Annotated in this window: 21 protein-coding genes and 1 riboswitch; of the genes, 8 read left to right on the plus strand and 13 right to left on the minus strand. The window is 36.9% G+C overall.

All coding sequences use genetic code 11. The features are described from left to right. Window positions 1-2 precede the first annotated feature (2 nt). Window positions 3-2747 (minus strand): Z1 domain-containing protein, encoded by a 2745-nt coding sequence (locus MT489_RS07330; protein WP_244680880.1) that lies wholly within the window; start codon window positions 2745-2747, stop codon window positions 3-5. Window positions 2748-2842: 95 nt separating this feature from the next. Between MT489_RS07330 and MT489_RS07335 the strand changes: the two genes are divergently transcribed. Beyond that, entirely contained in the window at window positions 2843-3277 is a 435-nt protein-coding gene (locus MT489_RS07335; RefSeq protein WP_244680881.1) for a very short patch repair endonuclease, read from the plus strand. A 5-nt stretch (window positions 3278-3282) separates the two neighbouring features. Here MT489_RS07335 and MT489_RS07340 read toward each other — a convergent pair whose 3' ends face one another. Continuing rightward, window positions 3283-4233: a restriction endonuclease PLD domain-containing protein gene (locus MT489_RS07340; RefSeq protein WP_244680882.1), complete on the minus strand. Its 951-nt coding sequence runs from the start codon at window positions 4231-4233 to the stop codon at window positions 3283-3285. Window positions 4234-4321: 88 nt separating this feature from the next. Between MT489_RS07340 and MT489_RS07345 the strand changes: the two genes are divergently transcribed. Further along, window positions 4322-5494 carry a DNA cytosine methyltransferase gene (locus MT489_RS07345; protein WP_244680883.1) on the plus strand — a complete coding sequence of 391 codons (1173 nt, stop codon included), beginning with the start codon at window positions 4322-4324 and terminating at the stop codon, window positions 5492-5494. Between the two features lie 492 nt (window positions 5495-5986). Here MT489_RS07345 and MT489_RS07350 read toward each other — a convergent pair whose 3' ends face one another. Further along, a complete protein-coding gene (locus MT489_RS07350; protein ID WP_244680884.1) occupies window positions 5987-7243 on the minus strand; it encodes a DNA cytosine methyltransferase in 1257 nt (418 codons plus the stop codon). A gap of 8 nt (window positions 7244-7251) precedes the next feature. Next, window positions 7252-8394: a DNA cytosine methyltransferase gene (locus tag MT489_RS07355; protein ID WP_244680885.1), complete on the minus strand. Its 1143-nt coding sequence runs from the start codon at window positions 8392-8394 to the stop codon at window positions 7252-7254. A 263-nt stretch (window positions 8395-8657) separates the two neighbouring features. On the opposite strand from MT489_RS07355, the gene MT489_RS07360 reads away from it, so the two are divergent. Continuing rightward, entirely contained in the window at window positions 8658-9596 is a 939-nt protein-coding gene (locus MT489_RS07360; protein ID WP_244680886.1) for a restriction endonuclease PLD domain-containing protein, read from the plus strand. Window positions 9597-10335: 739 nt separating this feature from the next. Here MT489_RS07360 and MT489_RS07365 read toward each other — a convergent pair. The 4 genes from MT489_RS07365 to MT489_RS07380 form a co-directional block, all read right to left on the minus strand. After that, window positions 10336-11016 (minus strand): hypothetical protein, encoded by a 681-nt coding sequence (locus MT489_RS07365; protein WP_244680887.1) that lies wholly within the window; start codon window positions 11014-11016, stop codon window positions 10336-10338. A 207-nt stretch (window positions 11017-11223) separates the two neighbouring features. After that, on the minus strand, window positions 11224-11475 hold the full coding sequence (locus MT489_RS07370) for a hypothetical protein (protein WP_244680888.1): 252 nt from the start codon (window positions 11473-11475) through the stop codon (window positions 11224-11226). Window positions 11476-11615: 140 nt separating this feature from the next. Next, window positions 11616-11753, minus strand: coding sequence for a hypothetical protein (locus tag MT489_RS07375; protein ID WP_244680889.1), 138 nt, complete (start codon window positions 11751-11753; stop codon window positions 11616-11618). Between the two features lie 508 nt (window positions 11754-12261). Next, window positions 12262-13194 carry a D-2-hydroxyacid dehydrogenase gene (locus tag MT489_RS07380; protein ID WP_244680890.1) on the minus strand — a complete coding sequence of 311 codons (933 nt, stop codon included), beginning with the start codon at window positions 13192-13194 and terminating at the stop codon, window positions 12262-12264. A gap of 359 nt (window positions 13195-13553) precedes the next feature. Continuing rightward, window positions 13554-13670, plus strand: a riboswitch (SAM riboswitch). A 167-nt stretch (window positions 13671-13837) separates the two neighbouring features. Between MT489_RS07380 and MT489_RS07385 the strand changes: the two genes are divergently transcribed. From MT489_RS07385 to MT489_RS07400, 4 genes are all read left to right on the plus strand, one after another. Next, window positions 13838-15466, plus strand: coding sequence for a sodium:solute symporter family protein (locus MT489_RS07385; RefSeq protein WP_244680891.1), 1629 nt, complete (start codon window positions 13838-13840; stop codon window positions 15464-15466). After that, a complete protein-coding gene (locus MT489_RS07390; protein ID WP_244680892.1) occupies window positions 15463-15921 on the plus strand; it encodes an OsmC family protein in 459 nt (152 codons plus the stop codon). Before MT489_RS07385 ends, MT489_RS07390 begins: the two co-directional genes overlap by 4 nt. 161 nt (window positions 15922-16082) lie before the next feature. Further along, window positions 16083-16334, plus strand: coding sequence for a type II toxin-antitoxin system Phd/YefM family antitoxin (locus MT489_RS07395; RefSeq protein ID WP_244680893.1), 252 nt, complete (start codon window positions 16083-16085; stop codon window positions 16332-16334). Further along, window positions 16331-16768, plus strand: coding sequence for a type II toxin-antitoxin system VapC family toxin (locus tag MT489_RS07400; RefSeq protein ID WP_244680894.1), 438 nt, complete (start codon window positions 16331-16333; stop codon window positions 16766-16768). The genes MT489_RS07395 and MT489_RS07400 overlap by 4 nt, the downstream gene beginning before the upstream one ends. A gap of 77 nt (window positions 16769-16845) precedes the next feature. Here the strand turns inward: MT489_RS07400 and MT489_RS07405 are convergent, their stop codons facing one another. The 4 genes from MT489_RS07405 to MT489_RS07420 all read right to left on the minus strand — a co-directional run bounded on the left by MT489_RS07405 (window position 16846) and on the right by MT489_RS07420 (window position 21437). After that, a complete protein-coding gene (locus MT489_RS07405; protein ID WP_244680895.1) occupies window positions 16846-17751 on the minus strand; it encodes a sugar phosphate isomerase/epimerase family protein in 906 nt (301 codons plus the stop codon). A gap of 6 nt (window positions 17752-17757) precedes the next feature. Then, window positions 17758-18429, minus strand: a complete 672-nt coding sequence (locus tag MT489_RS07410; protein WP_244681009.1) for an orotidine 5'-phosphate decarboxylase / HUMPS family protein — start codon at window positions 18427-18429, stop codon at window positions 17758-17760. A gap of 31 nt (window positions 18430-18460) precedes the next feature. Further along, complete coding sequence (locus tag MT489_RS07415) at window positions 18461-19498, minus strand: zinc-binding dehydrogenase (protein ID WP_244680896.1); 1038 nt, start codon at window positions 19496-19498, stop codon at window positions 18461-18463. 496 nt (window positions 19499-19994) lie between these two features. After that, entirely contained in the window at window positions 19995-21437 is a 1443-nt protein-coding gene (locus MT489_RS07420) for a sensor domain-containing diguanylate cyclase (protein ID WP_244680897.1), read from the minus strand. A gap of 377 nt (window positions 21438-21814) precedes the next feature. On the opposite strand from MT489_RS07420, the gene MT489_RS07425 reads away from it, so the two are divergent. Beyond that, window positions 21815-23209, plus strand: a complete 1395-nt coding sequence (locus MT489_RS07425; RefSeq protein WP_244680898.1) for a S8 family serine peptidase — start codon at window positions 21815-21817, stop codon at window positions 23207-23209. Between the two features lie 149 nt (window positions 23210-23358). On the opposite strand, the gene MT489_RS07430 is transcribed toward MT489_RS07425, so the two are convergent. Then, window positions 23359-25170, minus strand: coding sequence for an endo-1,4-beta-xylanase (locus MT489_RS07430; protein ID WP_244680899.1), 1812 nt, complete (start codon window positions 25168-25170; stop codon window positions 23359-23361). Window positions 25171-25237: the final 67 nt, after the last annotated feature.

Genomic DNA, 25237 nt, shown 5'->3' on the forward strand with positions numbered 1-25237 from the left:
CGTTATTCCTCCACATCAGTTGTGTTGCCGTCTGCAAAACGCTCAATATCTATAATCAGTCGCTTCGCATAACTTTTACCTGTCTTTACTCCAGGCACAATAACACTAATTCCAATAATGTCTTCAACAATCTTTCTGCTCTTAAGACCTAACTTGTCCTTATTTATTCGATAGATAATCAGCTGTGGAGTTTTGTCTAGCCCTACCTGTTCCCTTTTAAAATTAACAGCTCTATTGGATATTTCAAGTTTTGAGTTTTTGCTGATTCCAACCTTTTGAAGATCCTCCTCGGTAAAATCAGCATAGAGATCCATAGGAGCACGCAAAACACCAATGCTAATGCTGTTTCCGCCCTTGTAGGGAGACCTAATTGACCTAGAGATTTTTCCAACTGCCTTATTCCCAATTCTCCACTTATCACCTTCTTTGGTCCCTCCTACAATTACGTTCCACCCAGTAAATCCAATTTCACTTTTAACTTTTTCGTACCAGTCACAAAAAACATCCATATCTTTTAAGGCCGTAGCATTTTTGCTAACAGAGTATTGGGCAAAAAACTTTTCTTTTAATATTTCAAATTCAATATCTCTCCAAACCAGAGATTTAGTCAATGGGCTTTCCTCAGGATTAGGGAGATTGCTCAGTAGCTCTTCTGTAATATTAATATTGTGTCTTAAAGTCACCTCATCCAGATCAAAAGCAACCGTCTGATTTGAAGTGCCGCTAAAATCTAAATCTGTTTCAATTGCTCCTTGGCTCCTGTTACTATTCGTAATCCGCAACCATGATACCTTCGGAGAATTTTTTATACGAAGGCCAACTACCTCAGGTGAAGCTCCTCCAGCTTGGAAGGTTTGGAGTTCGTCTCGCAATTCTTCCTCAAGGCTTGCTAAGAATTTAAACTTTTCTTGTGTATCTTTAGTCATCCAAATTCTCGGGTATAGTTCATAGCCGTGGCGATAACCAAACCACCTGCCCATCTGCATTAATGTATCTGCTTGCCGGCCTACTCGAAGAAAATAGGTGCTTACAAGCCCTTCCAAGGTAAGTCCCCTACTAAGAGTGTTTCCGCCAATTACCATAAATGCAGGAGCTTTGTCCAACCGTTCCAATGTCTTTTTGTCAGGATAAGCCAAACGAACAAAATTATTTTCATCGTCAATTCCGTTAAAACGACAGTTATCGATACATAAATGAATTCCGTTATGATACTCTAGTAGTTCATCATCACCAAGCCTTATATGGCTGATTTGGTTTTTCAGATCAATAATTTCATTTTTAATTTCGTCAAACTTAGGATAGACATTTATTTGATCTTTCTTTACGGCATAATCGTCGAAAGATTCATAGAGATCATTGACGGTAAACTCATGCTCTTCCCTTTCATAGATGATCTTGCAAAGTCGAAGAATTTCACGATCTGTTTTGTTATTCAGCCATAAAGAGAGCATTTCAGCTATTTCACCATGAACTTCCGTCAGATGACTAGTGTGGATCAACATACTAATCGGTTTTCTGAATCCATTATGCCGCATCATTGATACAGCACAAAGGAACCAACAGATGGCTTCTTGAAGCGCAGGAGTCATTCTGTAGGATTGACCACGCTTTTGCATTTCATTGATCTCTTGAACTTCCTCATTGCTGATTGTCCGAATAATGTTCAATCCTTGGTATTCATTGCTTTCCGTGCCAAATACTTGTTTCGGACCAAAATATTCTTTAGAGGTCGGTAATAATCCGATAAAATCCTTTGGATACAGGGTTCCTAGGCCTGCCTCATTCAGGACATTAGCGTAAGGAGTTGCCGTATAACTAATATAATTCATCGCTCTAGCCATACTTTTTCCGGTTCCTTCTACGAGCTTAATAATTCGAGAATTAATTGCTGTTCTGTCCTTCTTTTCAATATCTGCCGTATTGATACCTGCTTGATCGGCCTCATCGTCAATGATCAAGACATTCATCTGATCTAGCTTATTTTTATCCTCGTATAGCCATTTGATCAAATTATCAAGACGAGTTTTATTTTTAAGGCAAACAGTAAAATATCGGTCTCTCGAGGTTTCATCGAACGATAGGGATTGTACCCTGTCAGATAGAGGGGATCTTTTTGATAGGTTATTCAGTGCCCTCCAACTCAGAAATCCCGTTTTATACGTCAGGTCTCCTATTAACCTGTTTTCGGTCTGAATCCTAAGATTTTCTATAACTCCTGATAGAACAATAAACATATTCCATCCGTGGTCAGCCGCCATGGCCATGAGTCCTGCCATACTTGCAGTTTTTCCGGATTGAACGTGTCCAATCATCAATCCTTTTCTTGGCCCTGTTTCTGATGTATCCTTACTTAGTTTGCGGAGAATAGCTAATGTAGAACTTTCTAGCTCGTTAATTGCTGTTGGACTCCACCTTTGACTCCTAAGCTTTTCTTTGTATAACTGCCAAGCACTTCTTTGATGGTTCGGAACTTCAAGAGAGCCTTGTTCAACCCCACCAGAAACCATAACTACTTCTCTTGCCTTCTCTTCAATCTCCTTTTGTTCTTTTACAATTCCCTTCCATTCATAAGCAGATATTTGATAAATGAAGATGCCATTTTCATAAAGATCGTCGAGATATTGTTGCAACTCCTCGTCATTACTCTTGCCATATGTAAAGATATATCTCCAGTCTTTTCCCCTGTCTTTTAAATTTCGTATTACATTTCTTTTTTCATCATATTCGAAAGAAGAGTAATCACTCATGTTTAAATCCTCCTTTAACTTATTGGTATTACTTAATCAGAAAAATGGGTAATGATAATTACTATAAGTATTTGTAAAGCTGAGAGGAGATTCCTATGCCAGATAAAATAACAAAAGAGCAGCGAAGCAAAAATATGGCAGCCATTCGCTCTGTATCAAAAATTGAATCCCTATTCTCAAAAGCCCTATGGGCCAATGGCATTCGATTTAGAAGAAACGTTAGAAAGCTATTCGGAAATCCCGATATCGCTATTCAAAAATACAAAATTGTTATTTTCATCGATTCCTGTTTTTGGCATGCCTGTCCCATCCATTTCACAAGACCCAAAAGTAACCAGGAATATTGGGATCAAAAAATCCTTAGAAACATCAAACGCGATCGAGAAGTAACAAAGTATTACCAGGAAAACGGATGGCATATTAAACGCATTTGGGAACATAGTATTAGAAAAGAATTTGAGAATACGGTAAAAGAAACAGTATTGTTCATCCATAAATCCAAAAGCACCAACTTAAAGGGGCAAGTATAGCCTCTCTATTCGGTATTGGGCACTGCAAAGTCCATGTAGTAAGTTTCTGTATTAATTTTATAAATCCTTACAGTATCTCTACCGTAATCATCCAAGTGCTCTATCTTTACTGCCTCACCAGGCTCTAACCCTAGTCTCTTTCTAAAATAGTGACCGATTAAGCTGTTATCATAAGAAGATTCTATCGCCTTTGCGTTGTCTTGTGCCATTACACACACGAAACTTTCAGCATCATCGGTTAAGAGAGTGAATGTTTCCCCTCGTTTTGGGAAAAAATCTGGCTTTTCTTTGTGGACTTTAAGAGGGACTGGTATATATGCTTGATTTTTGTCACGCCCTTCTCTTTGCCCCCAATTCAATCCGCTCTTCTTATGAACCTTTCTGTCTTTTGACCTTAATTCCGTCAAAGAAAGATCAACAAAGTACTTTTTCTTGGCCATTGTTTTTAGTAAAATTGCATCTATTTCCTCTCGATCATTAGCATATGAAAAGGTTATATACTGCTCGACATTCTCTTTTATGCATTCTACCAGTTCATTTTCCTGTAAACGTCTTATAGGATCATCCATAATAACTTCAGCTAAAACTTCTTGGAAGTTGATGAAACCATTCCTAGTCAAATTTGCCGATCCGACAAAAATCAACTGCTGCATATCCAGTGTCGGATGCCAATAATATATTTTTGAGTGTATTGGCCTTTCTCCTATAAAGTATTTAATTGAAAGTCTATCGTATTTCTCAACCATTCTCTTAAACTCTTTATGTGTCCATATATTTATAGGGTCATGCTTTGCCATTCCGACAATAACTTCTAATCTTAAATCTTTGTAGTTCTGCAACAATTCTAGAATAAAAGGTGCTGACGCATAACCGGTTACAACCGATAGATGCCTATTCCCCCTCCTATAAGGAGTATCTATTACAGCATGTATTAAATCATTGTCGTAAATTGTCACTTTATTTCACCGCCGTTTAGGTGTAGAATTAATTTATGGATATATGCAAGAACTTGTGTTCTTACCCCCTGATTAAAGGAGAATTAAAATGATATTTAAAAAAGGTGAACTATTCAGCGGACCAGGCGGTCTAAGTTTAGGCGCGAAAATTGCCCAAATTTATGACCCTGAAACTGGACATCCGCTTAAAGAATGGCGAATTGAGCATGAATGGGCCAATGACTACGACCCAGATGCTTGCGCTACATTTCGGCATAATATTTGCGGAAGTGTAGATGACCAATCAGTACATTGCGGGCCAGTAGAAAAACTGCCTATAGGTGATAAATCCATTCTAAGTGAAATAGATTGTTTTTCATTTGGTTTCCCCTGCAATGATTATAGCCAAGTCGGTGAGAAACATGGGCTAAACGGAAAATTTGGTCCTCTTTATTCATACGGAATTAAGGTTCTAAAAAGCTATCAACCTAAATTTTTTGTTGCAGAAAATGTCGGCGGCCTGCAGAGTGCGAATCAGGGACAAGCTTTTGTTCAAATTCTTTTGGAACTTCAAGAATGTGGTTATACTTTAACCCCTCACTTGTACAAGTTTGAAGAATATGGAGTTCCGCAAGCTCGTCATCGCATTATAATAGTCGGGATTAGGAATGACTTGACTGAAAAAGGAATTACATATAAAGTTCCAGCACCGACAATAAAGGATCAGTCACAATATCGGACTTCTTACGACGCAATCATGAATCCTCCGATTTTGGCGGAGGCTCCTAATAATGAGTTCCCAAAACATACAGCCCGAGTTAAAGAAATGCTCAGTCATATACCACCCGGAGCAAATGCATGGTTTCCAGGCATACCGGAACATCTGCGACTAAAAGTAAAAGGAGCAAAATTAAGTTCCATTTATAAGAGATTAGATCCTTCTCGTCCTGCTTATACAGTAACAGGCAGCGGAGGAGGCGGTACTCATATGTATCACTGGAAAGAACTAAGAGCTTTAACCAATCGTGAGCGTGCAAGACTACAGACTTTCCCAGATGATTATCTTTTTTTCGGAAGCAAAGAATCGGTAAGAAAGCAGATTGGCATGGCTGTTCCGCCTCAAGGTGCCCAGATTGTTTTTGAATCGATACTTAAATCTTTTGCTGGTATTGCTTACGATTCAATTGAACCTTCTTTTGATACAAATCAATTAAAAGAAAAGCAGAAATTAGTTTTTGAAAACCTTTCTCCAACCGAAAAGCAAATTTCTTTTAATATTTAATTTTAAGTTTTTATTCAAGTTTGAGAATGCTTCGCAAGTTTTTTGCGGAGCTTTTTTATCTTTTTTAATAACGTTCTCAAACAATTTAAAAAATTAAACTTTTAATTACCATTTTACTATAAATTCCTATTTTGTTCTACATTACCTAATAACAGATTTAGACATTTAGTGATTTTGCTTAACCCAGTGGAATAGTTGAAGATATTAGTAAATTAATTGAGCATAAACGGGTATATTTAATAAATAGCATGGGTAAATAGGACTAGATTTCCTGCAAAACAGAAAGAGATCCTAGATATCTAGATAGTAACTTCGAATCTTGTCAACTAACTTTTAATTTTTCGGTATAAATGTTAAAGTACCAAATTATTGCCTACTTAAAATAAAAAAGCCTTAATTCTCTTTTAAGAATTAAAGCTATCAAATATTTTATATTTCTAAATTTAAACTTTTTTAATAATGTACCAACTTTAATTTTGGTTTAAGGGTCAATTACTTTAATTCAGCAACCAATCCCTTATCTACTAATAAATCATAAATAGCACAAGCTAATCGTCTAGCGAATTCTGGTGGGACTGCATTTCCTATCATTTCATAGTTTTGAACCATGCTTCCAATGAATTCGAAATCATCATCAAATGTTTGTAATCTGGCAGCTTCGCGAACTGTTATCGATCTTGCTTGCTCAGGGTCAGGATGAATATGTCTTAATCCATCTTTTTTTAAATGAGCTGGTATTGTATTGCTTGGCTGATCCCATCTTAAAACATAATATTTATGAATATTTGATATTTTACCGGTTTTTTCAGTATATAGGCTTTTTAGTGCCTCCACAGATTGATACTTATTTTCCCCAATCTCTATATCCTCAGCTAAAGATCTAAATATTTCTATATCACGTCTGTTATGGTATCTCGGCAAATGCCAATTGATCTCTTGATTGCTCCAATAATGAGAAAACCTTTTACCACCTTCGCGATAATCAACCTCAGATGGATATATAGGAGGTAAATCACTTATAGCACTATGGACTGTCGGGATTTTCTCGGATTTATATTTATTTAATAAGTCCATATAAAAGTAATTAAGTGTCTCTTGATTTTTATTTCTGTCAGCACCAAAGTAGCTTCTATTGAGCCCAACTAAAATTACTCTTTTTCTTTTTTGTGGAACCCCATACTCGGACAAATCCAATAATGCTAGGCCTCTTATATCTTCAATAATATCAAAACCGATTTCGTTAAAACCGGATTTTATTTTATCTACAATATTCTCTCCATCTGGCGCAGCTGATAACATGCCTTCAACATTTTCAAAAACAAATAACTTTGGTTTATATACTTTAACTATTTTAAGATAACTTTCAAATAAATAATTACGATAATCATTCTTCATTCCATGTTTATCTTGAATTCTCCCTGCAAGTGAATAGGCCTGACAGGGCGGGCCACCTACAATTACATCTATAGTTCTTTTTTTTATAATTCTATTTAACCCATCATTAGATCCATAAGTTTCATCGTTTTCCCAGCCTTGAATTAATTCCCCTGTTCTTTGTATGTCAAAATGAAGGACTCTTTTTTCTGCATCGGAGTAACTATATTTCTTTTTAAGTCTATTAATTAGTGTTTCGCAAGCATATTTCTGCCACTCAACACCAGCAACCATATTATAAAATTTCGACTTTTCAAAGCCATCAAGAAGTCCACCACAACCAACAAATAATTCCAAGGTATTTATTTTATTCATACAATCACCTATACACCGTTAATTTCTAACAATAACTGTTTTTGATATTCTTCTTTTATTTTGCCAGTCTTAACATCCTCAAAGTGTCGGTGGATAGCAACTGCTAAATTATAGGATAATAAGGGCGGTACTGCATTTCCCACCTGTCTATTTTGTTGAGTACGTGTTCCTAAGAAAATAAAATCATCTCTAAAGGATTGAAGTCTAGCATTTTCTCTAATGGTCGGAACTCTATTGTATTTGTAATGAAAATGATTTCTATGACCTGTATCAATTGTACGAGAGGGCATTCCACTATGATATCTTGTCCAGGCTTCATTAAATTTTCTGCTATCTCCTACACCAGGTGGCAAATCTTTATAATTACCACCTTCTGGGACTTGGCTTATTACCCACTTAACATAATCAGTGTGCTTCGTTGCCACATGGTTAAACAGCTTTTCACTATCTTTTCTCATAAACTCTTGATATTGTGACTGTGGCGGCATTGTATAACTATCAACTTCTTGCCCTAAATCTTCTTCTCGACTTTGCAAATCGCTTAGAGCATCACCGCAAGTTATATAATTTTCCGTAGTATGTGTTGCTTCTGGAAATTCAAAATGCCCTAATCCTTTCTTAAATCCAATAAAGAACATCCTTTTTCTCATTTGAGGTACACCAAAATCAGCAGCAAGAAGCGGCTTTGCTGAAACTGTTACATTATATCCCATATCTTCAAATGTATTAATAATTTGCTTCTTGACTGTACCCTTGTATAAGGTAGCAATACCTGGGACGTTTTCAATTAAGAAAGCTTTCGGCTCGAATTTCTTTACTGCCTTTACAACTGCCAAGTAAAGTTTATTTCGAGTATCGTTAATATTCCTGGAACCAGTAAGTGAAAATCCTTGGCATGGAGGTCCACCAATTATAACATCAACATTTTTGCCATTTAGTTTTTTTTCTATTTCTACTATACCTTCATCATTTGAGAGGTCCGTCAGTAAAATATCCGAATTATTATGGTTTTTTTTGTATGTTTCTAGGGCTGCCTTATCAAAATCAACTCCAAGAAGGACATTATAACCAGCATCTATGAATCCCTGCGATAAGCCACCACAACCGCAAAAAAGATCGAGTACGGTCAGGTTATTATTTTTAATGCTCATTTTGTAACCTCCGCTCTTTGCACGTACGTATATTTCTCCATAATTATATTTTTCCCTTAAAGAAATCTTAAATTTATATTATAACATTCTTCGACTTAAATTTTTAAAAATAAAAAAATAGTAAACGGACCAGATACTATTTTAAACCGAAATATTCAAGACCATAATCTTATTATATTAAAGAGAGTCCCAATTTTGAATATTGCTACATTACTTGTAATTAAACTAAAATGGAAATAAATCTCATTGAAGGAGGAAATATATTGTTTTTTACTAATAATCTAGAAAACAAAGTTTTTAATTCACATCAGTATATCAGCTGTGATGAACTCATAATTATTTCTGGTTATGTTGGACCTAATCCCATACAACGATTATCTACCTTACCTTTTAACACAACCGTTATTTATGGAATGTATGGTAGTGAGTCCATATCAGGTAGATTACATAATACTTTACTAACTTTACATAACCCGCCGCATGTTAATATTCTTTATTCCAACATTCCTGTTCATTCTAAATGCTATATTTGGAGAAATAACGGTGAAGTTGTATACGCTCTCATTGGTTCTGCAAACTTTAGTACAAACTCTTTAACTATTCCTTTTAGGGAAAGCCTTGCAGAAACTACCAATGATACTTTTGCAGACTTAAATAATTATTACGATCAAATTGTAGCAAATACTGTATCATGCGATTCTGGCATTTTTACAACAACAAATGAGGTTACATGCAGCATGGTTTTGACCCATCCTACTACAGGTGAGGTTCCCGCTGGAAGTGGATTGAACTGGGGACATAGTCCAAGAGGTAATAATAATCCAGGTGATAGTTATATTCCGATACGTACTAGCCATATTAGAAATTATCCAAGTCTTTTCCCACCAAAACAAACCCATCCTATTAGTAATTTAGGTCTGGGTAGATCAAATAGACAGAATGATTCTATTGAGATAATCTGGGATGACGGTACATTAATGGATGCGGCTCTAGAAGGTTCACAACCTGTTGATGGAAGGCAATATCCAAAAAATCTATGCTCTTTTCCATATAAAAGTGTATTAGGTGCCTATATCAGACAAAGAATAGGTCTTCCTTCTAATGCCTTAGTAACAAGAACTGATTTACTTCGTTATGGCAGAGACAACATACATCTTTCTCTTTTACAAGACGGAACCTATTATGGGGATTTTTCTGTCTAAAAAATATTATGAACAAAGAAATTTACTTTCCTTGTTTTTTGCTTTTTGACGAGTTATAACATTTCAAAAAAATCGTCATCACTTATGATAGAGTTCTGCTTACTTTATTTGAGAGTAAAACACCTTCTGAAGAAAACCAGAAGGTTATTTTCTTTATATCCTTCCTATCATTAGCCAATTCAAATTATCGATATAAAAAATCTCCCCTTATTAATATGAAGGAACTTAGCACATTTTCCAAGAAAACATACAATTTTATCTACAGAGATTTGAAAAAACTGCTGAATTAAAGGTTTTATTTTAACTAATTTTAGCATTGCTTCTGACTAAAAAATGTATATTCGGAATTTATAAAAACTTAGAATCAAGTAATTAAAATATTTTTAAGGAGCCTACAAGGCACACAAATCTGATTTTTTTTATAACTAATTATTGTATTTTTAACAGTTCTAACAAAAGGTACATAGTCCTGTACAATATACTTTCCTTGTTCATCTTTTTGTACATTAATTCCTATTATTTCAAGTCCTTGTGCTTCAGAACTGATTTTTCTTATCATTTTCTAGTAATATATTTGGATGAATAATGAAATAAGTTTCCTCAAATAGAATATCTTAAAATTGATGTAAAGCTTCTTAAAGAATTTAATGTTAAAAGAAAATCGCATAAATAATAAATCATTTAATCCCATTATGCTCAATAAAACTATTCCCCCAATCAACCATCAGCGATGCCTCTTTTATCGTTTACCTCTCTTTCTGTACATATTGGATCCACTCCCCCCCAAAACTTCGCGCATCGTGCGATTACCATCACTGTTTGGAGAGTAATGAGAAGAGTATAAATCGGAGTTATAGAAATCCTTGCGCCGGTATTCTTCTGGGGTAAGTTTCCTGGACCATGCTTTTATTTTGGTTGTTTTTATTTTTGCATTTATTTCCTTCTTCTTTATCCAATATTTCTTCCTTTGATTTTTTGCATTGGATATTAGAGGTAATAGTTCATCTGTATAATAGTCTTTTTCTAGCCAATTTTTCACTTCGAAATGTAGCTTTTTTGAATTACCGGATGAATAGTGAATGAGGTAACTATTATCACTTTGACGAACTATTTTCTTCACTGCATACAGTCGATTAATCTTTATACTAAAGGTATCATCCTCAAAGTAAATCGAACAGATATCATCTTTTGTATCTTTTTTGTCTTGTATTATCTGTTTTGAGATGGAGATTCCGATAATTAATCTTTGTCTTTTATTTCTTTTTTTTATGATCAAATGGTATTTACTATTTCGTTCGATTAAATCGCTTAATGTTATTTTTGTTAGGGTGATTTGTTGTTTTATAGGTCCAAAATCACAAACATGCGTCTTAATCTTCGTTTTTACGGAATGATTTTTAAATGATATTTCCTCTCCCAATTGAATTCCCCCATATATATATTAATATATATTATGCACAAAATTCCCAAAATTCCCACTCCCTTTTCGTAAATAAAATGCCTGGTTATCCATGTAACCAAGCTTTGATAAAATTATTTATCCCATTAGTCAACTACTTTAAACGATTTGACCAAAAACCTTAAAGGACTTTTTAATTGTTTAGAAGGTATTAGCTCCAAATGAATATCATCGATGCTTACTCCCCCGCAATTTTGCTGAATTCCGTCTAAAATGGCGATACAATTGCTCATCCTGCCAACCAAGTCTATGTTTCAATTCATAACAGAAAGCTAATAGAATAAAAGGGCCATCTAAATTCAATTGAAATTCAACCCCTTGACTTGAAAAATATTCCTCAATACGCTCTATCGATCTATAATCCTGTTTATGGTAAAGTTCATCCGCGCCTAATAATCTTATCTCGCGTACAAAATCCAATATTCCCAATTCATCTAAATTGCTTTCTCTTTCTCCGTAAAAACCATATGCCGCATCAAAAATTGCATCAATTTTCTTTAGTGAGAGATTATCAATTCCAATGAATAGTTGATTGACCGAGGTAAACCCGCAGCAATCAACTATTCCCTATACCCCGCCTGTTGTAAAATCATTCCGACTCCGAACGGATGCGTGATATAAGGAATACCTGTTCCTTTTCGATACTGACCTTCATGTTTTATAGCTACGAATTGAATGGTTTTATCGATCATATTCATTAAGAGCTACCAATCTTTTCAAACGTAATAGTATGACTATTCTTTCCCTTCCATTGTTTTTTTGCTAATCTGTTTCTTAACGCATGAATACAGTATAATGGACTAAAGAATGAATCATTTGAGGTAAGCATATGAGAAAATAAAATGGACATGCCGCAGAAGTTATTAAAGATATCATCTGCGAAGGTGAATCGATTTTTGAAATTTGTGGAAAGCGATATTTTTTATCTTTAATTGATGAGTCTAAGACCACAGTAAAAGAGAGCGTTGAGCAAGACGCTGAGTTAAAACAAATGTTATTACAAGCAAAAAAGGACATTCTCGAAGGAAAGATTTATTCAACTGAAGATGTTTTGGAAATGATTCAACAAGATGAGTTGTAAATAAAATATACAAAACAAACCTTGAAAGGATTTTATAATGTTTCAAAGCCAGATGTATTATGCCATATGAAATGGGGTCAAGCCCTTTCATTCCAATCAATTTTTTTCAGGCACTTTGCCCCATATTAATAACCCTTCACTATATTCACCTTATTTTCCAATTCAACATTTGCTTCGATATTATTCATAGTTTCCATAAAGCAAGTTACAGCCTCTGCTGGCGTTGTAATGGCTGATATGTGCGGAGTGATGGTGATATCTTTTCTGTTCCATAGAATATTCTTTCCACTAAGTGGTTCTTCGAGGAAAACGTCGAGTATGGCCTTCCTGATATGCCCTGAGTCTAATGCCTTGATTACTGCTTTATCTTCAATAGATGCCCCGCGCCCACAATTAATAAAAAGGATACTATTAAACTTATTAAACATATCGAAATCAAACAATTCATAGGTTTTATCGGTTAAAGGCAGTGTGTTAATGACAATATCCATATTAGAAGAAATTGAATGAATTTTATTTGTTACAAATACTTCTTTAAATGGTTCTTTTGGAAAACCAGATAATGAGACGCCAAAAACGTTTGCTCTAAAATAGTTGAATGTTCTAGCTACCTCTGAACCAATTTTACCTGTACCAAATATAAGTACATTTTTTTCTCTTAAAAGTTCAGGAGTTTTTTGGGACCACTGTTTGTTAAGTTGGTTTTTTTGAAAATTTTCATGAAGTTGCAGGTCACTTAATACATAACTAAGACTATATTGGCTAATTCTCTCGCCAAACGAGCAGTTAGTTCGTGTTATCAAGATCTTATCATTCCAAACCCTATCAAACAAAAAGCTATCTACACCTGCACCAAGTGAATGAATCCATTTTATATTCTTATAGTCCATGTTAGGGATTGGTTTAAAAGCAATATATGCATCCGCCCAGTCAATATCTTCTTGGCAAACACTTTCTTCAGGAAGAAACCTAAATATCTTATCCGTTTCAAGCCCATCGATAACTTCTTGAATTTCTTTATATATTCTTCCTGTAACTACTATTTTACTAATTTCCAAGATCGCTACCTCCACTTATATAGGCTATATAAAGTCTCACCATTTTACTTGGGATTTTTATCAATCATAAAGTAGAATTTCTCCAATCACAAGAAAACTTTCACCAATTCAAACCTGATCTTCATCAATCTTTATCCGGGTCAAAAAGAAAAGGTTTCCCCGTCGCTGAACATTTGGAGCAGACCCTTTCTTCAGGAGCGAACCAAACCTCCCGTGACATATATCACGAATTTTCCCCCATTTCATTTTTTAAGCACCTCCATTTTTACTAAGTTTATTACATCAGTTAATTTTTGAAAAAAAGCTGTTGATTTTCTCGGATTTTCACTATAAAGTATTTATTAACTTAATACGGAATATCCTTATCGCGAGCCAGGGGAGGAAATTGGTCCTTTGATCCTGCAGCAACCTGTTATTTTCTATAGGAAAATAAAAAGGTGCTAAATCCAACAGACGTGATGTCTGAAAGATGAGGAAGAGAAAAAAACCTCTTCCTTGGAGAGGTTTTTTTCTGTTTACACCCCATGTCTCTAGATAAGGAATCCGTTCCAAGAAGGCAAACCATAATTCCTACTAAATTCATATATTTAATCAGTTTTATGGTAAAGCCAAAGAATAAAAATAGAGAATGGGAGGAAAAAGTATGACAACTGTAGGATATTGGTTTATTGGCTTTGCTTTAGCTTACACATTCTTTCTTATTTTTGTAAGTCAGTTTGCAAGGAAGAAAGCAGTAAGTGGAAATGGATTTTTCGTTGGTGGACGGGGGTTTAACACACTACTTGTTACGGTCTGTATCACGGGGTTGTTTTCCGGTTCATCCTATATTGCCATATTGGAACTTAGCTATCTGACTGGAATCTCCGCGATTTGGTATGGGGTTGCTGAGACGATTCATGTCCTTATCATTGCGTTAGTTTTAATTGCACCCTTTAGAAAAAGGGCGTTAATTACCATTTCAGGATTGCTGGGAGATCGCTACAGTGAAAGCGTTCGGGGTGTGGCTGGTGCCATTACCGCATTTACATTTCCTATGTGGTCTGTCGCAACTGCCCTTGCATTTGCTTCAGCACTCTCTGTTTTTACAGGAATTTCATTAATTTGGTCCGTCGCACTAACGGCGTTATTACTGCTCGTATATTTACAGTTCGGCGGTATGTGGTCCATTGGATTCACACAGTTATCCAATGTAATTGTCTTTTTCATTATGCTTGCAATCGGTACCTATGCATTCTTCCTTAACCCTGGAATTGAGGGAATTAAAACTCTATTTATAGAAAAACCACAACTGGCTTCTCTTAATGGAGCAGGGATTCAAACGATATTGGCTTGGTTTGGCACATTTTTATTTAATGTTATTCTTGCACAGGCAGCTTTTCAAATGGCATTATCCTGTAAAACACCGAAACAAGGGCGGAATGGATTGATTTACGCATCGTTACTTGGAGTACCTTTAATTATAGGAGCAGTTATTTTCGGCTTAGCTGCAGCTCAAGTTGTGCCAAATGAAACTCGCGGGCTTGTCGCTGTTCCCCTTTACTTAATGGAAACACTTCCCGCTCCACTTGTTGGATTATTTTTTCTAGGTTTCTGGGCTGCCGCTCTAAGCTGGGGAGCACCTTGCCAATTTTCAGGTGCCACGAGTCTTGGCCGTGATGTAGGAAAAGCATTAAATCCAAAAGCGACTGAGCTTCAGCTTATCCGCTACACGAAATGGTCATTACTTATATTGACCATTTTAATGGTAGGATTTGCACTACTACGTTCAGAACAATCGGCATGGTGGAATGTTCTTGCCTGGGTAACTAGGAATTCAGCTACTTTTGCGCCAGTAGTAGCCGCATTGTTTTGGCCAGTAGTAACAAAGCGGGCGGCCATTATTTCATTATTTACTGGTTCCTTTTCGGGTTTATTGTGGTATCACCTTAGCGGATGGGCAGTTAGTGATTTTTACCTGAATATTCATCCTGTATGGATAGGAATGGTCATAAATATAATTACCATTGTGTTCGTTAGTTTGATCGATAATGTTGGGAACTGGGAATGGAATGGATCTTTTAGAAGTTTTGGTTTTTATTCATTTTTATTCTCTGTTGTTTTGACAGTTTATATGGTCCCTTCATTTAGTTTCTTATATCAAAATGGACTGGTCGGCATATTTTTAATGCTCATTGTGTCCTGTCTATTTATCAGTTGCATGTTTTTTATTAAGAGGAAAGAAAGTCCGGCATTACTATCATTCAAACAAGAATTGAAAGGAGCTAAAGCATGAAAATTAAAGAAAATATTCATATAAGAAGTATTGAAGTAAATACGGAATGGAAAAAGAAGGTACAAACAGAACATTTTGTTCGAGGGTTTCAATTTTTAATCGACGAACCCCACAAATTAGGCGGGGATAATGAAGCCCCCACTCCGCTGGAATATGTCCTTGGATCCTTTAATGGATGTGTATTAGTCGTCATTGATTTAGCAGCAAAGGAATTGGGATTCCAGTATGATAACATCGAAATAACAAGCAATGCACTTATTGACCGGAGGGGTCTAGCCGGAACAGCAGATGTATCCCCGTATTATCAATCTGTTGAAAATAATATAGTTTTTTATACATCCGAATCTGATGAAAGATTACAAGAATTAAAGGAAATTGTGATCAAACGATGCCCTTTATATAATTTGCTAAAAAACGCCGGCGTTGCTATTCACTTGAATTGGACTATCCAATAGGATACATTCCATTCTTGATTTAAAAGAAAAGACTCCAACAATCAAACTTAATAAAATTCCTGGCCCATCTGGTGCTGAAGTTTATATAAATTAGAGGCACGATGGTTATGCTATAATATATATATCTGGCTAGACAGTCCAGATGAGTGGAGGGAATTACGATGAGTATGCAATGGCAAATTCAAGAAGCAAAAAATCGACTTAGTCAATTAGTAAAAAAAGCAACGGATGAAGGGCCACAAATTATTAGTGTACGAGGTAAGCCTACTGCTGTTGTGTTGTCAGTAGATGAATATGAGCGATTGACCAAACCAAAGACTCGTTTGACGGATTTCTTTAAGGAATCTCCTTTACAAGATGTTGAACTTGATATAGAAAGAAGTACAGATCATGCACGAGAGGTAGAATTATGAAATATCTTTTAGATACCAATGTTATTTCAGAACTCGTAAAAAAAGACCCTCATCCTGGCGTGTTACACTGGATTGATGACTGTGATGAAACTTCTTTGTATTTAAGCGTAATTACTTTTGGGGAGCTACAGAAAGGAATTAGTAAATTAAGCGATACATCTCGTGCTGAACGATTGCAAAAATGGGTAGACCAAGATTTGGCGAACCGGTTTAAAGAAAGAATTCTGCCTATTGATTTGGATGTTGTTTTCACCTGGGGGAGAGTCCATGGGATTTCAGAAAAGAGCGGTACAAAACTTCCTGTGGTGGATAGTTTAATAGCTGCTACAGCCATAACACATAATCTAACAGTTGTCACACGAAATGTTAATGATATCGAGCGTTGTCGGGCTCCCGTCTTTAATCCCTGGGATGAGACCTATCATAATTTATAATGCCATCAGTATTAAAATAAACAAAAAGAGTCAGTCCCTCGCTACTTTCACGGACTAGACCCCAATCTTTCTCATTTTTAATTAGGAATTGCATAATACTTGTCGATCATTTCCCGCAAGAAAACAACAGATTCTTTTAACTCATGAAGACCATTGACACCATCCTCAATCGATATCCACCCATCAAAATGAATAGATTTGAGGATGGTAAAAATTTGATGATAATCATTTAATCCTTTGCCGATTACACCATGGGAAAGAGCATCCGAATATCCCTCATTCACATACTTTTGTATGTCATCTAATGAATAACCTTCTGCCAAATAGCGATCACTTGCATGGGCTGTTACGACTCTATTTTTCACTTCCTCCAATAAAACAATAGGATCTTCACCCGCAAAAATGGCGTTGGACGGATCATAGTTGACTCCAAAATATGGAGATGATATTTGTTTTATGATTGGAAGAAAAACCTCTGACTTCTGCGCAAATTCAGGATAAATCCAAAATCCATCCTTATAATGATTTTCCATTACAAGATGCACATTTTTACTCTCTGCATATAGCAACAGTTCATTGATGGAATCAACCGTCCATTGTATTCCTTCTGCTATAGATACTTCTGGCCTTCTTTGACCAGAAAGAACTCTACATGATTGGAAGTCCCCTGGCCCAAGGAAATGCATAACATCGATCATGTTCTTCATTTTATTTATTTCATTTTCTCTAAATAAAGCATCAGGATGTGTAAAATCTGGAGAAGAGCACATCATCGGGATAATTAAATTTTCTTTTTCCGCCGCTCTTTTTATACTTAATAAATATTCTTCTGACGTATCCTTTAAGAATGAAGGATACAGCTCCAATCCATCCGCTCCCAAAGTACCCGCTTGTTTGATCCATTCAAAAATGGTCATCCTGCCATCTGACAACTCTTCCATATATCCTTTTGGAAATACCGAAATTCGTGGTTGCTTACTCATACATACCTATCCCCTTATTCGCTGAACCAAATCAGATAATATTTTTTTCAAATCTTCTTTATTCGTGCTTGGACTAAATTCTTTTTTATCGATTACTAAAGGTGCGCCAACTACTACTAAAGGTGCGCCATTTTTCGGCATTTCAGCCGCCTGTTCAATCGTTAAGCCACCAACAGCTTGTATAGGTATTGTAACCGCTTTAAAAACTGCGTCTAAATGATCGAAAGGGCTTCTCTCCGGATCTTCTCCTCTTTCATCGAAACCTGTATGTACAATAATATAATTGACACCATTTTCTTCAAGCAATTTTGCTGCAGCTACTGGGTCTTCAGCCGCCATGATATCGCCCATTACTTGTATACCGTATTCTCGCGCCGCTTTTACAACGGCCCTAATCGTAGCTGGATGTGCAACCGCCATGACCACAACATGGGTAGCTCCGGCTTTTGCCATCATCTCCGTTTCCAAATATCCACCATCCATTGTTTTTAAATCAGCAACGATAGGATGATCTGGGAATCTTTCTCTTAAAGCAGCTACTGCATGAAGCCCTTCCGCTAATAATAATGGAGTTCCAACCTCAATCCAATCAACTCCTGCTTCTACAGCAACTTCTGCCATTTCCAATGCCTCTTTCGTGCTTGTTAAATCCAGCGAAATTTGTAAAATTGGTTCCATAGACAAATATATTCATTCCTTTCAATATAGTTTATGAATTTGGTAAAATAATAGATTTGGCTTGTGATAAAGAGTCCATCTCTTTGAACGCGTCTTCCCAATCCTCGATAGGATACACTTTAGCCATTGGTAAAGGATCAATCTTTCCTTGCTCCATCAGCAATAACACCTTCTCCCACATCGGGTAATTGTGACTAAATGAACCTTGTAGTCTAGCCGCCTTTTGTATTAAAGGGTCGAGTGAAAAACCGACAGGAGCCGGTCCCCAGCCAATCTTTGTAATTTGTCCTCCTGGTCGAACAACTTCAATACTTTGCCTTAGTGTCGTTGAATTTCCCACAGCATCCAGCACTAGATTAGGGCCAAAACCATCACCCAATTGCATGATTTCTTGGACAACATTTTGTTTAGAAGCGTTAATGATATGGTCTGCGCCAAAATCTTTAGCAAGTTTCAAGCGATTCATATCTGCCTCTATCCCTACTACGGTCAATGAAGCTGGAGAATAAAGTTTAGCAATCTGAACGCACATTAGCCCTATTGGACCTGGTCCAAAAATGACAACATGATCTCCTGGTTTTATTTCTGAATGATAAGCTACAGCATTATAAGCGACACAGGCTGGTTCAGTTAATGCCGCCTTTTCATAGGAAACGTCTGAAGGAATTCGATGGATAATTGACTCCCTCGTTTTAACATATTGCGCCATGGCACCATCTTCCAACACTCCAAACCCTTTACGTTCCGGACATAAATTGTATTCCCCAGTTCTACAATAGATACAAGTTTCACATACATATGATGGTGTTTCGCTGACCACCCTATCTCCTATTTTGATATTTTTCACATCTTTTCCGACATCAGCTACAACTCCCGAAAATTCATGACCTAATATGACGGGTCGCTTCACTTCAAACCCTTGGGAGTCATGATACATATGAAGGTCACTTCCACATACCCCCACCGCTTTAACTTCCATTAACACATCGTTTGGACCAATCTTTGGAATTGGGACATCTTGCAGCTCCACATTGCCTTTTCCAGCTGAAAAGTTTACTATAGCTTTCATAAAAAGCCCCCTAGTTAAAGATTATGTATGATTCTTAATAGATAAGGTGAATCACTTATAAATAACTTCGAATTAATAATTTCATGAAAGAATGAGAGATATAACAGATAGTCTATGAGGCTTGGATACTGAGGGGCTATTCGTAAGATGAATTGGATAGTAGAACCAGATTATATAGGGATCGAGGCTAAACAGCGCACCCATACCGGATAACGGCCAAAAGTACTTTTGCTCGCCGGTATTGGCGTGATAGGAATGAACGATCCAAGGATTATACTTACTCATGAAGAACGTGACTTTGCATATTAGTATTCTAACAAGCTGGTCTTTTTCGATTTCATTATATTCCAGCTGGTCTATATTTACAATATATTTTGATAATTCACTTTATAAAAGATTAGTATTTGTCGAACAATTTAATATGTAGAAAACAAGTATTTTAATTAAAAATAAGTAGTTAAATATACATGGTAATCCGCGTAGTTCAAGGGAATTATTAATCATTCCCCCGCCCTACTATTTTTTCCTCGTACATGGTTTGATCGGCCGCTTCTAGTATTTCATCCACAGTGGTAAGTATTCCTGGCTTGTAATAGGAGAGTCCGTGGCTGGCTGAAAGATCAAAAGGCTTTTGTCCAGTCAGATTGAAGCTATGAAAATCTCGCTTAATTTTCTCCCATATCTCTTCCACTTCTTCTTTATTTTTTCCGAAGAAAACGATGATAAATTCGTCACCACCCAATCGGAAGAGTACATCTTTGGAATCAATATTCCTTTTGATGATATCGCAACTTGTATTGATGAGATCATCTCCTACTGAGTGACCGAAGTTGTCATTGACGGTTTTTAACCCGTTTATATCAATATAACAAACAGTGAATTCTTGGCTGTAGGGTCCGCGAATCTTCTCTTCCAGTAGGACCATCCCACTTCTCCTGTTCATCACACCTGTGAGCGTGTCGAAAGTTGCGTGCTTAAACAGTTCTTCTTCTTTTTTCTTTAGGCTGGTAATGTCCGTAACCCCAATAAGAATGCAAGTTTGATCCAAATACTCGACCAATTCAAGGCTTAGCATGGCCCATTTCTTAAAATCCGATCCTACTTTATACTCCATTTCATAATTTTTAATACTTTGATGTTCTTCCAGCATGTTTAAAATATTCTGCTTTTCAAAAGGATTTGCGAATAAAAATTTTCCATCTATTTTCGTCATTTCTTGGTCATGCAATTGATAATAATCCATTGCCTGATGATTGATAAGCAAAATTTCATCATTTTGTAGGTTTGTGAGAATCAGAGGATAAGGATTCATATGAAATAATCTTCGAAAACTCTCGGCATTTTTGCTTAACTTGCTTTTATTGATAAAATCCCTTTTTCTAAGATTATAGAACATGAATGCAATCAGGTAAGAAATTACTGCAGCCCCAGTTGAATTAATCATTTTGGTAATTAGCGCAAACTGATCAAGATCCATAAAGAATAATCCAATCAAAAAATAAATGTGATTACTGCAGAAGTAGATCAATAGCTTACCGGGCTGAATGGGAAAAATAATAGAAACCCCGAGTAAAATAATGATATAAGCATAAATATTACCATTTAATAACTGGCTGTTAATAGAAGCCGTTGCGCCAATAAATAGAAATAAAACGGTGTAGGTATGGATGATGAAACCTTTAGGAGCCCTCTTGTAAAAATAATAAAGGAGAAGAAAAATAATAGACAGCAAAAAACCGGTAAGGTGAATAGAGGCAAGAACCCATCTATATGCCTGGACTGTCACTTTATTTAATAGGAATAAGTTGGCGTATAAAAAGCCGGGATATGTGAAAATGAGCATAAAAGAAACCAATTTAAGTCGTTCGAAAAATAACCCATTTGAGTACGCAATAAAATAGTTTTGTTCATCGATACTTTTAGTTGAAAATAACCCCATTATTTTAATTCCTCTATAATTTAATATAACCAGACATATTATACACTTTGAGTAAATTAAATAGTTACCTTGTTTAGTAAAATATTTAATTTATTGATAAGTGACAATCACGGAGATAATAAATAAAAAAGATTAGGTTGCGCAGAGCCCAACATATCTAATGATAGTAGGCTCTACTTTTCGTTCTTTTTAAAATGATCGAAATATCCTTAATTAGGTAAAAAACTGCCTGCATTTATGTCACTTTCTGTATTCAAAAGACGAAAGAAAATAGTAGTCTTCGATTCTAGAACAATTGTATTCTTAATATAGAATTAGTTCGCTTTTACATAAAAGGCAAATTAATTCCTTTTCAAAAAAGATATAGGAGGGGTTATATGAAAAAAGGTCTTTTGCTAGCTTTATCTCTATTACTCATTTTATTCGCTGTTCCAGTCCAAGCCGCAAGCACCAATTCTTCTAAGACTATGTTTACAGTTTCATTCAATGGTAATCAAATCCCCCAAGATATAATCAAAAAGATTGAACAAGAGGGAGGCACCATCGTTTCAAAATATGAAAAGGTGGGAGCACTTCAATTCAGAGGGCCAAGTTCATTAATGAAATCACTGAAAGGACTGAAATCCGTTCAGGTTGTAAGCCCTTCCTTCATGGTACATTTACCTAAAACTAGTGTTGTGAAATACAATGAAACCGCAACCGTTAATACCCAAGATGCAGACTTATATAATTTGTATCAGTGGGATATCAAACAGGTTACCAATAATGGTGCCAGTTATAATATGGAAACTGGCAATCATAATGTGGTAGTTGGAATTATTGATACCGGGGTAAGTCCAAATCATCCAGCTTTGAAGGCAAACTTTATGGGTGGAAGAAACTACGTACCTGCCGGCGGATTCAGCGGAACTGAAACTACCGAAACAGGAGCCCCGACTGATTATGTTGACCGTAACGGCCACGGCAGCCATGTAGCCGGAACGATTGCAGGAAATGGCCGCATCATGGGTGTTGCACCGAACGTGGGCTATAGAGCCTATCGTGTTTTTGGAGCAGAAGGTGGATCCCCTACATCAGCGATTGCAGCAGCAATGGTTGATGCTGTAGATGATGGAGTCGATGTGATTTCCATGAGTTTAGGTGGATTTGATATTTTGGGTCAGTATTATTGGACAGACCCTGAAACTGGCGAGACATTTAAAATGGGAAATGATGTAGCCGACCGCGCAATCTATAAACGAGCAGTGAAATATGCAGTTGACAATGGCGTAACGGTTGTTGTTGCTGCAGGAAATGAGGAGCTAAACGCTACAAATAAGAAAGAAGTCACTGATTTCATGAATGCAGAATATGGTCCAGAAGGTTATAAATTTATCGGGGCAGGCTTTGAATTACCTGGCACTGTTCCAGGAGTTATTACTGTTTCTGCAACGGGCCCAGACAAATCCTTAGCCTCCTATTCCAATTACGGGGCAGGCTTCATTGATGTAACAGCACCTGGAGGGGATTACCAAAGTTATCCTGCTCCTGGTTATCATCTTGATATGTGTCTAAGCGCTTATACGGGTACTGGATATGTTTGGATGGCTGGTACCTCCATGGCAACACCAAAGGTATCTGCGGTTGCCGCTTTAATCATTGCTAAATACGGAAATATCGGACCTGTTAAGGTAGCGCAAATGATCGAGAACACAGCTACAGATATTGGTCCTAAAGGAAAGGATATTTATTTTGGCAAGGGAATGGTAAATGCATTTAGTGCATTACAATAAGTTCAAAAGGGTAAGACCAGTGTTTGTGGTCTTACCTTTTTAGTGTGATTTTATAGGAATAAAAAAAGTCCCCTAGAGGAAACTCCAAGGGACTGCTTTATCTCGCTAAAATTTTATTATATAAATTTTGTAGTATAACTACCTGAGAGTTATTTCTTATTATTAATAAAGAATGTGTCTGGAGGCATGGTTATAATCTTATCTTCCATCCCTGGATGTGATTTAAGAAAATCAAATACTGCTCTCCTGTATGCTCGATTGGATATCTCCAATCCTCCTTTCTTGATGGAATGTGGCTCGTTATTAAAATATGTCTTAGGACCCATCAACTTGGCAACATCGCTGATAAAATTCCCACCTTCTTTTCCAATTCGATAAGCGGGCTTAACATCATTGTAATCAAGAATTATTTCAGCAACTTTGGAGGCAGGAATTGGTTTAAGATAATTATGGTCAACGCCCAGGTAGCCCTCAGGATCGGACACAGCGTAGAAAGCGTCCTTCGGAGAGAAATCACTGTTCCACATTAGCGGATTGTGACCTCTTCTCCAACTTTGAATGTCGTTAAGACCCCAGAAAGTAACGCGGTCGATACTAGCTGCATAATTCTTATAGATTCGGAAGTATTCTGCGTAAACCTCCGCTTGTATCATCTCAATCTCGGAGCCGTTGGTTATACCACGATTAATCCAGTAATTCCTCTGTTCCTCTGTGCCTGTCGAACCGATTATATGTTCAATCCCACGGTCCCTCAAATCCATGTAACCACCAGTTGAGCCACCAGTTGGCTCGGCGTTCCAAGGAAACCAGCAGAACAGATCAAGCTCACTAATGATAAGATCAACTCCAGCGGACAGGAGATTAAGGATTCCGTTTTCCACGCTGGAAGGCGGGGTGTCCATAATGTAGTTGTGGGACTGCATACCCACCCCTTCGATTAACTGGCGAGGATCATCTGGATATTCACTTTTGTACCGCTTATTAAGTTCTTTAACCATCATCGCGACCAGCTTCGATTTTCCATCCTGATACATATTAAAGTCATTGTAGAATAATTTGGCGTCAGTATTTTTACGGGCAAACACGAATGCATCATAGATGAAGTCGCTCGGATCTTCGCCTTCTAACATGCCGTTGCTGTATGCCTTATACCAGCCGCTTTGGTTTCCTTGGCGAAGATAATTTTTCCAATTGGCACCTTCAGGAATGCTTGACACTCCATCAATGAACGCCTCGTTGACGACGTCCCAACTTGTAACTACACCGGGATAATAGGTGTCGAAGTGCTTGACTACGGTTTTGATATAGCGCTCCATGTTTTCTCTAGCCTGTAATCTTGTGTAGTTGCCACTAGTGCCGCCGTTGAGCCAGCTGGGAGACTGGCCGTGCCACACCAGCACGTGTCCGTGCACCGTTATTCCATTTTCTTGTGCTTGTCTAACCAGTTGGTCGGAGGCGTGGTTCGACCCTTCAAAAATTCTAAAAGTACCCGGCTGTCCGGCGCCTCCAGTAGAAAGGTTGTCGGGCTTCATATGATTTTCTGCCGTGAGTGAGTTGAAGTGGGTAGATGTCAACAAGCCGCGAGTATTATTCGGATCTAAGTTGCCTGCCCCACTATAAATGTTGCCTATTTCAAAGTAGTCCTCATAGGTTTTCCACAATGATTCAGAACCGTTCCGGACTCTCAGTGCTTCGATACGTTTGTTTAAAGCAGTGATTGTATCATTGATTTCATTCACCGAGGCGTTTGGATCATCTATTAGATCCTTTATTTTATCGTATTCCATTTTGGCCAGTCGATATGTGGCTGGGGTATAAACATCCTCATTAAGGGCCTCGAACTTATCTATGACCGTCTGCAGTGCGGTATCATCGGTGTTAGCCGAGGCCTGCATCGTAAAAGTCCCCGCCAGAAGAGCAACCATCAAACATATAGACAATAAACTTTTCATCTTTTTCATGATTTTTTTATCCTTTCTTTTAATCTGTATACTTTTTGAATCAAACACTATCTTTAATCAGTATGTA

Source organism: Lederbergia wuyishanensis (assembly GCF_022900255.1).
Lineage (GTDB): Bacteria > Bacillota > Bacilli > Bacillales > Bacillaceae_C > Lederbergia > Lederbergia wuyishanensis.

What these genes read in the sequence shown, in the direction of transcription:
- MT489_RS07330 (WP_244680880.1), bottom strand. Translation starts at nt 2,747, where the DNA reads ATGAGTGATTACTCTTCTTTCGAATATGATGAAAAAAGAAATGTAATA.
- MT489_RS07335 (WP_244680881.1), top strand. Translation starts at nt 2,843, where the DNA reads ATGCCAGATAAAATAACAAAAGAGCAGCGAAGCAAAAATATGGCAGCC.
- MT489_RS07345 (WP_244680883.1), top strand. Translation starts at nt 4,322, where the DNA reads ATGATATTTAAAAAAGGTGAACTATTCAGCGGACCAGGCGGTCTAAGT.
- MT489_RS07350 (WP_244680884.1), bottom strand. Translation starts at nt 7,243, where the DNA reads ATGAATAAAATAAATACCTTGGAATTATTTGTTGGTTGTGGTGGACTT.
- MT489_RS07355 (WP_244680885.1), bottom strand. Translation starts at nt 8,394, where the DNA reads ATGAGCATTAAAAATAATAACCTGACCGTACTCGATCTTTTTTGCGGT.
- MT489_RS07375 (WP_244680889.1), bottom strand. Translation starts at nt 11,753, where the DNA reads ATGAATATGATCGATAAAACCATTCAATTCGTAGCTATAAAACATGAA.
- MT489_RS07385 (WP_244680891.1), top strand. Translation starts at nt 13,838, where the DNA reads ATGACAACTGTAGGATATTGGTTTATTGGCTTTGCTTTAGCTTACACA.
- MT489_RS07390 (WP_244680892.1), top strand. Translation starts at nt 15,463, where the DNA reads ATGAAAATTAAAGAAAATATTCATATAAGAAGTATTGAAGTAAATACG.
- MT489_RS07395 (WP_244680893.1), top strand. Translation starts at nt 16,083, where the DNA reads ATGAGTATGCAATGGCAAATTCAAGAAGCAAAAAATCGACTTAGTCAA.
- MT489_RS07400 (WP_244680894.1), top strand. Translation starts at nt 16,331, where the DNA reads ATGAAATATCTTTTAGATACCAATGTTATTTCAGAACTCGTAAAAAAA.
- MT489_RS07405 (WP_244680895.1), bottom strand. Translation starts at nt 17,751, where the DNA reads ATGAGTAAGCAACCACGAATTTCGGTATTTCCAAAAGGATATATGGAA.
- MT489_RS07410 (WP_244681009.1), bottom strand. Translation starts at nt 18,429, where the DNA reads ATGGAACCAATTTTACAAATTTCGCTGGATTTAACAAGCACGAAAGAG.
- MT489_RS07415 (WP_244680896.1), bottom strand. Translation starts at nt 19,498, where the DNA reads ATGAAAGCTATAGTAAACTTTTCAGCTGGAAAAGGCAATGTGGAGCTG.
- MT489_RS07420 (WP_244680897.1), bottom strand. Translation starts at nt 21,437, where the DNA reads ATGGGGTTATTTTCAACTAAAAGTATCGATGAACAAAACTATTTTATT.
- MT489_RS07425 (WP_244680898.1), top strand. Translation starts at nt 21,815, where the DNA reads ATGAAAAAAGGTCTTTTGCTAGCTTTATCTCTATTACTCATTTTATTC.
- MT489_RS07430 (WP_244680899.1), bottom strand. Translation starts at nt 25,170, where the DNA reads ATGAAAAAGATGAAAAGTTTATTGTCTATATGTTTGATGGTTGCTCTT.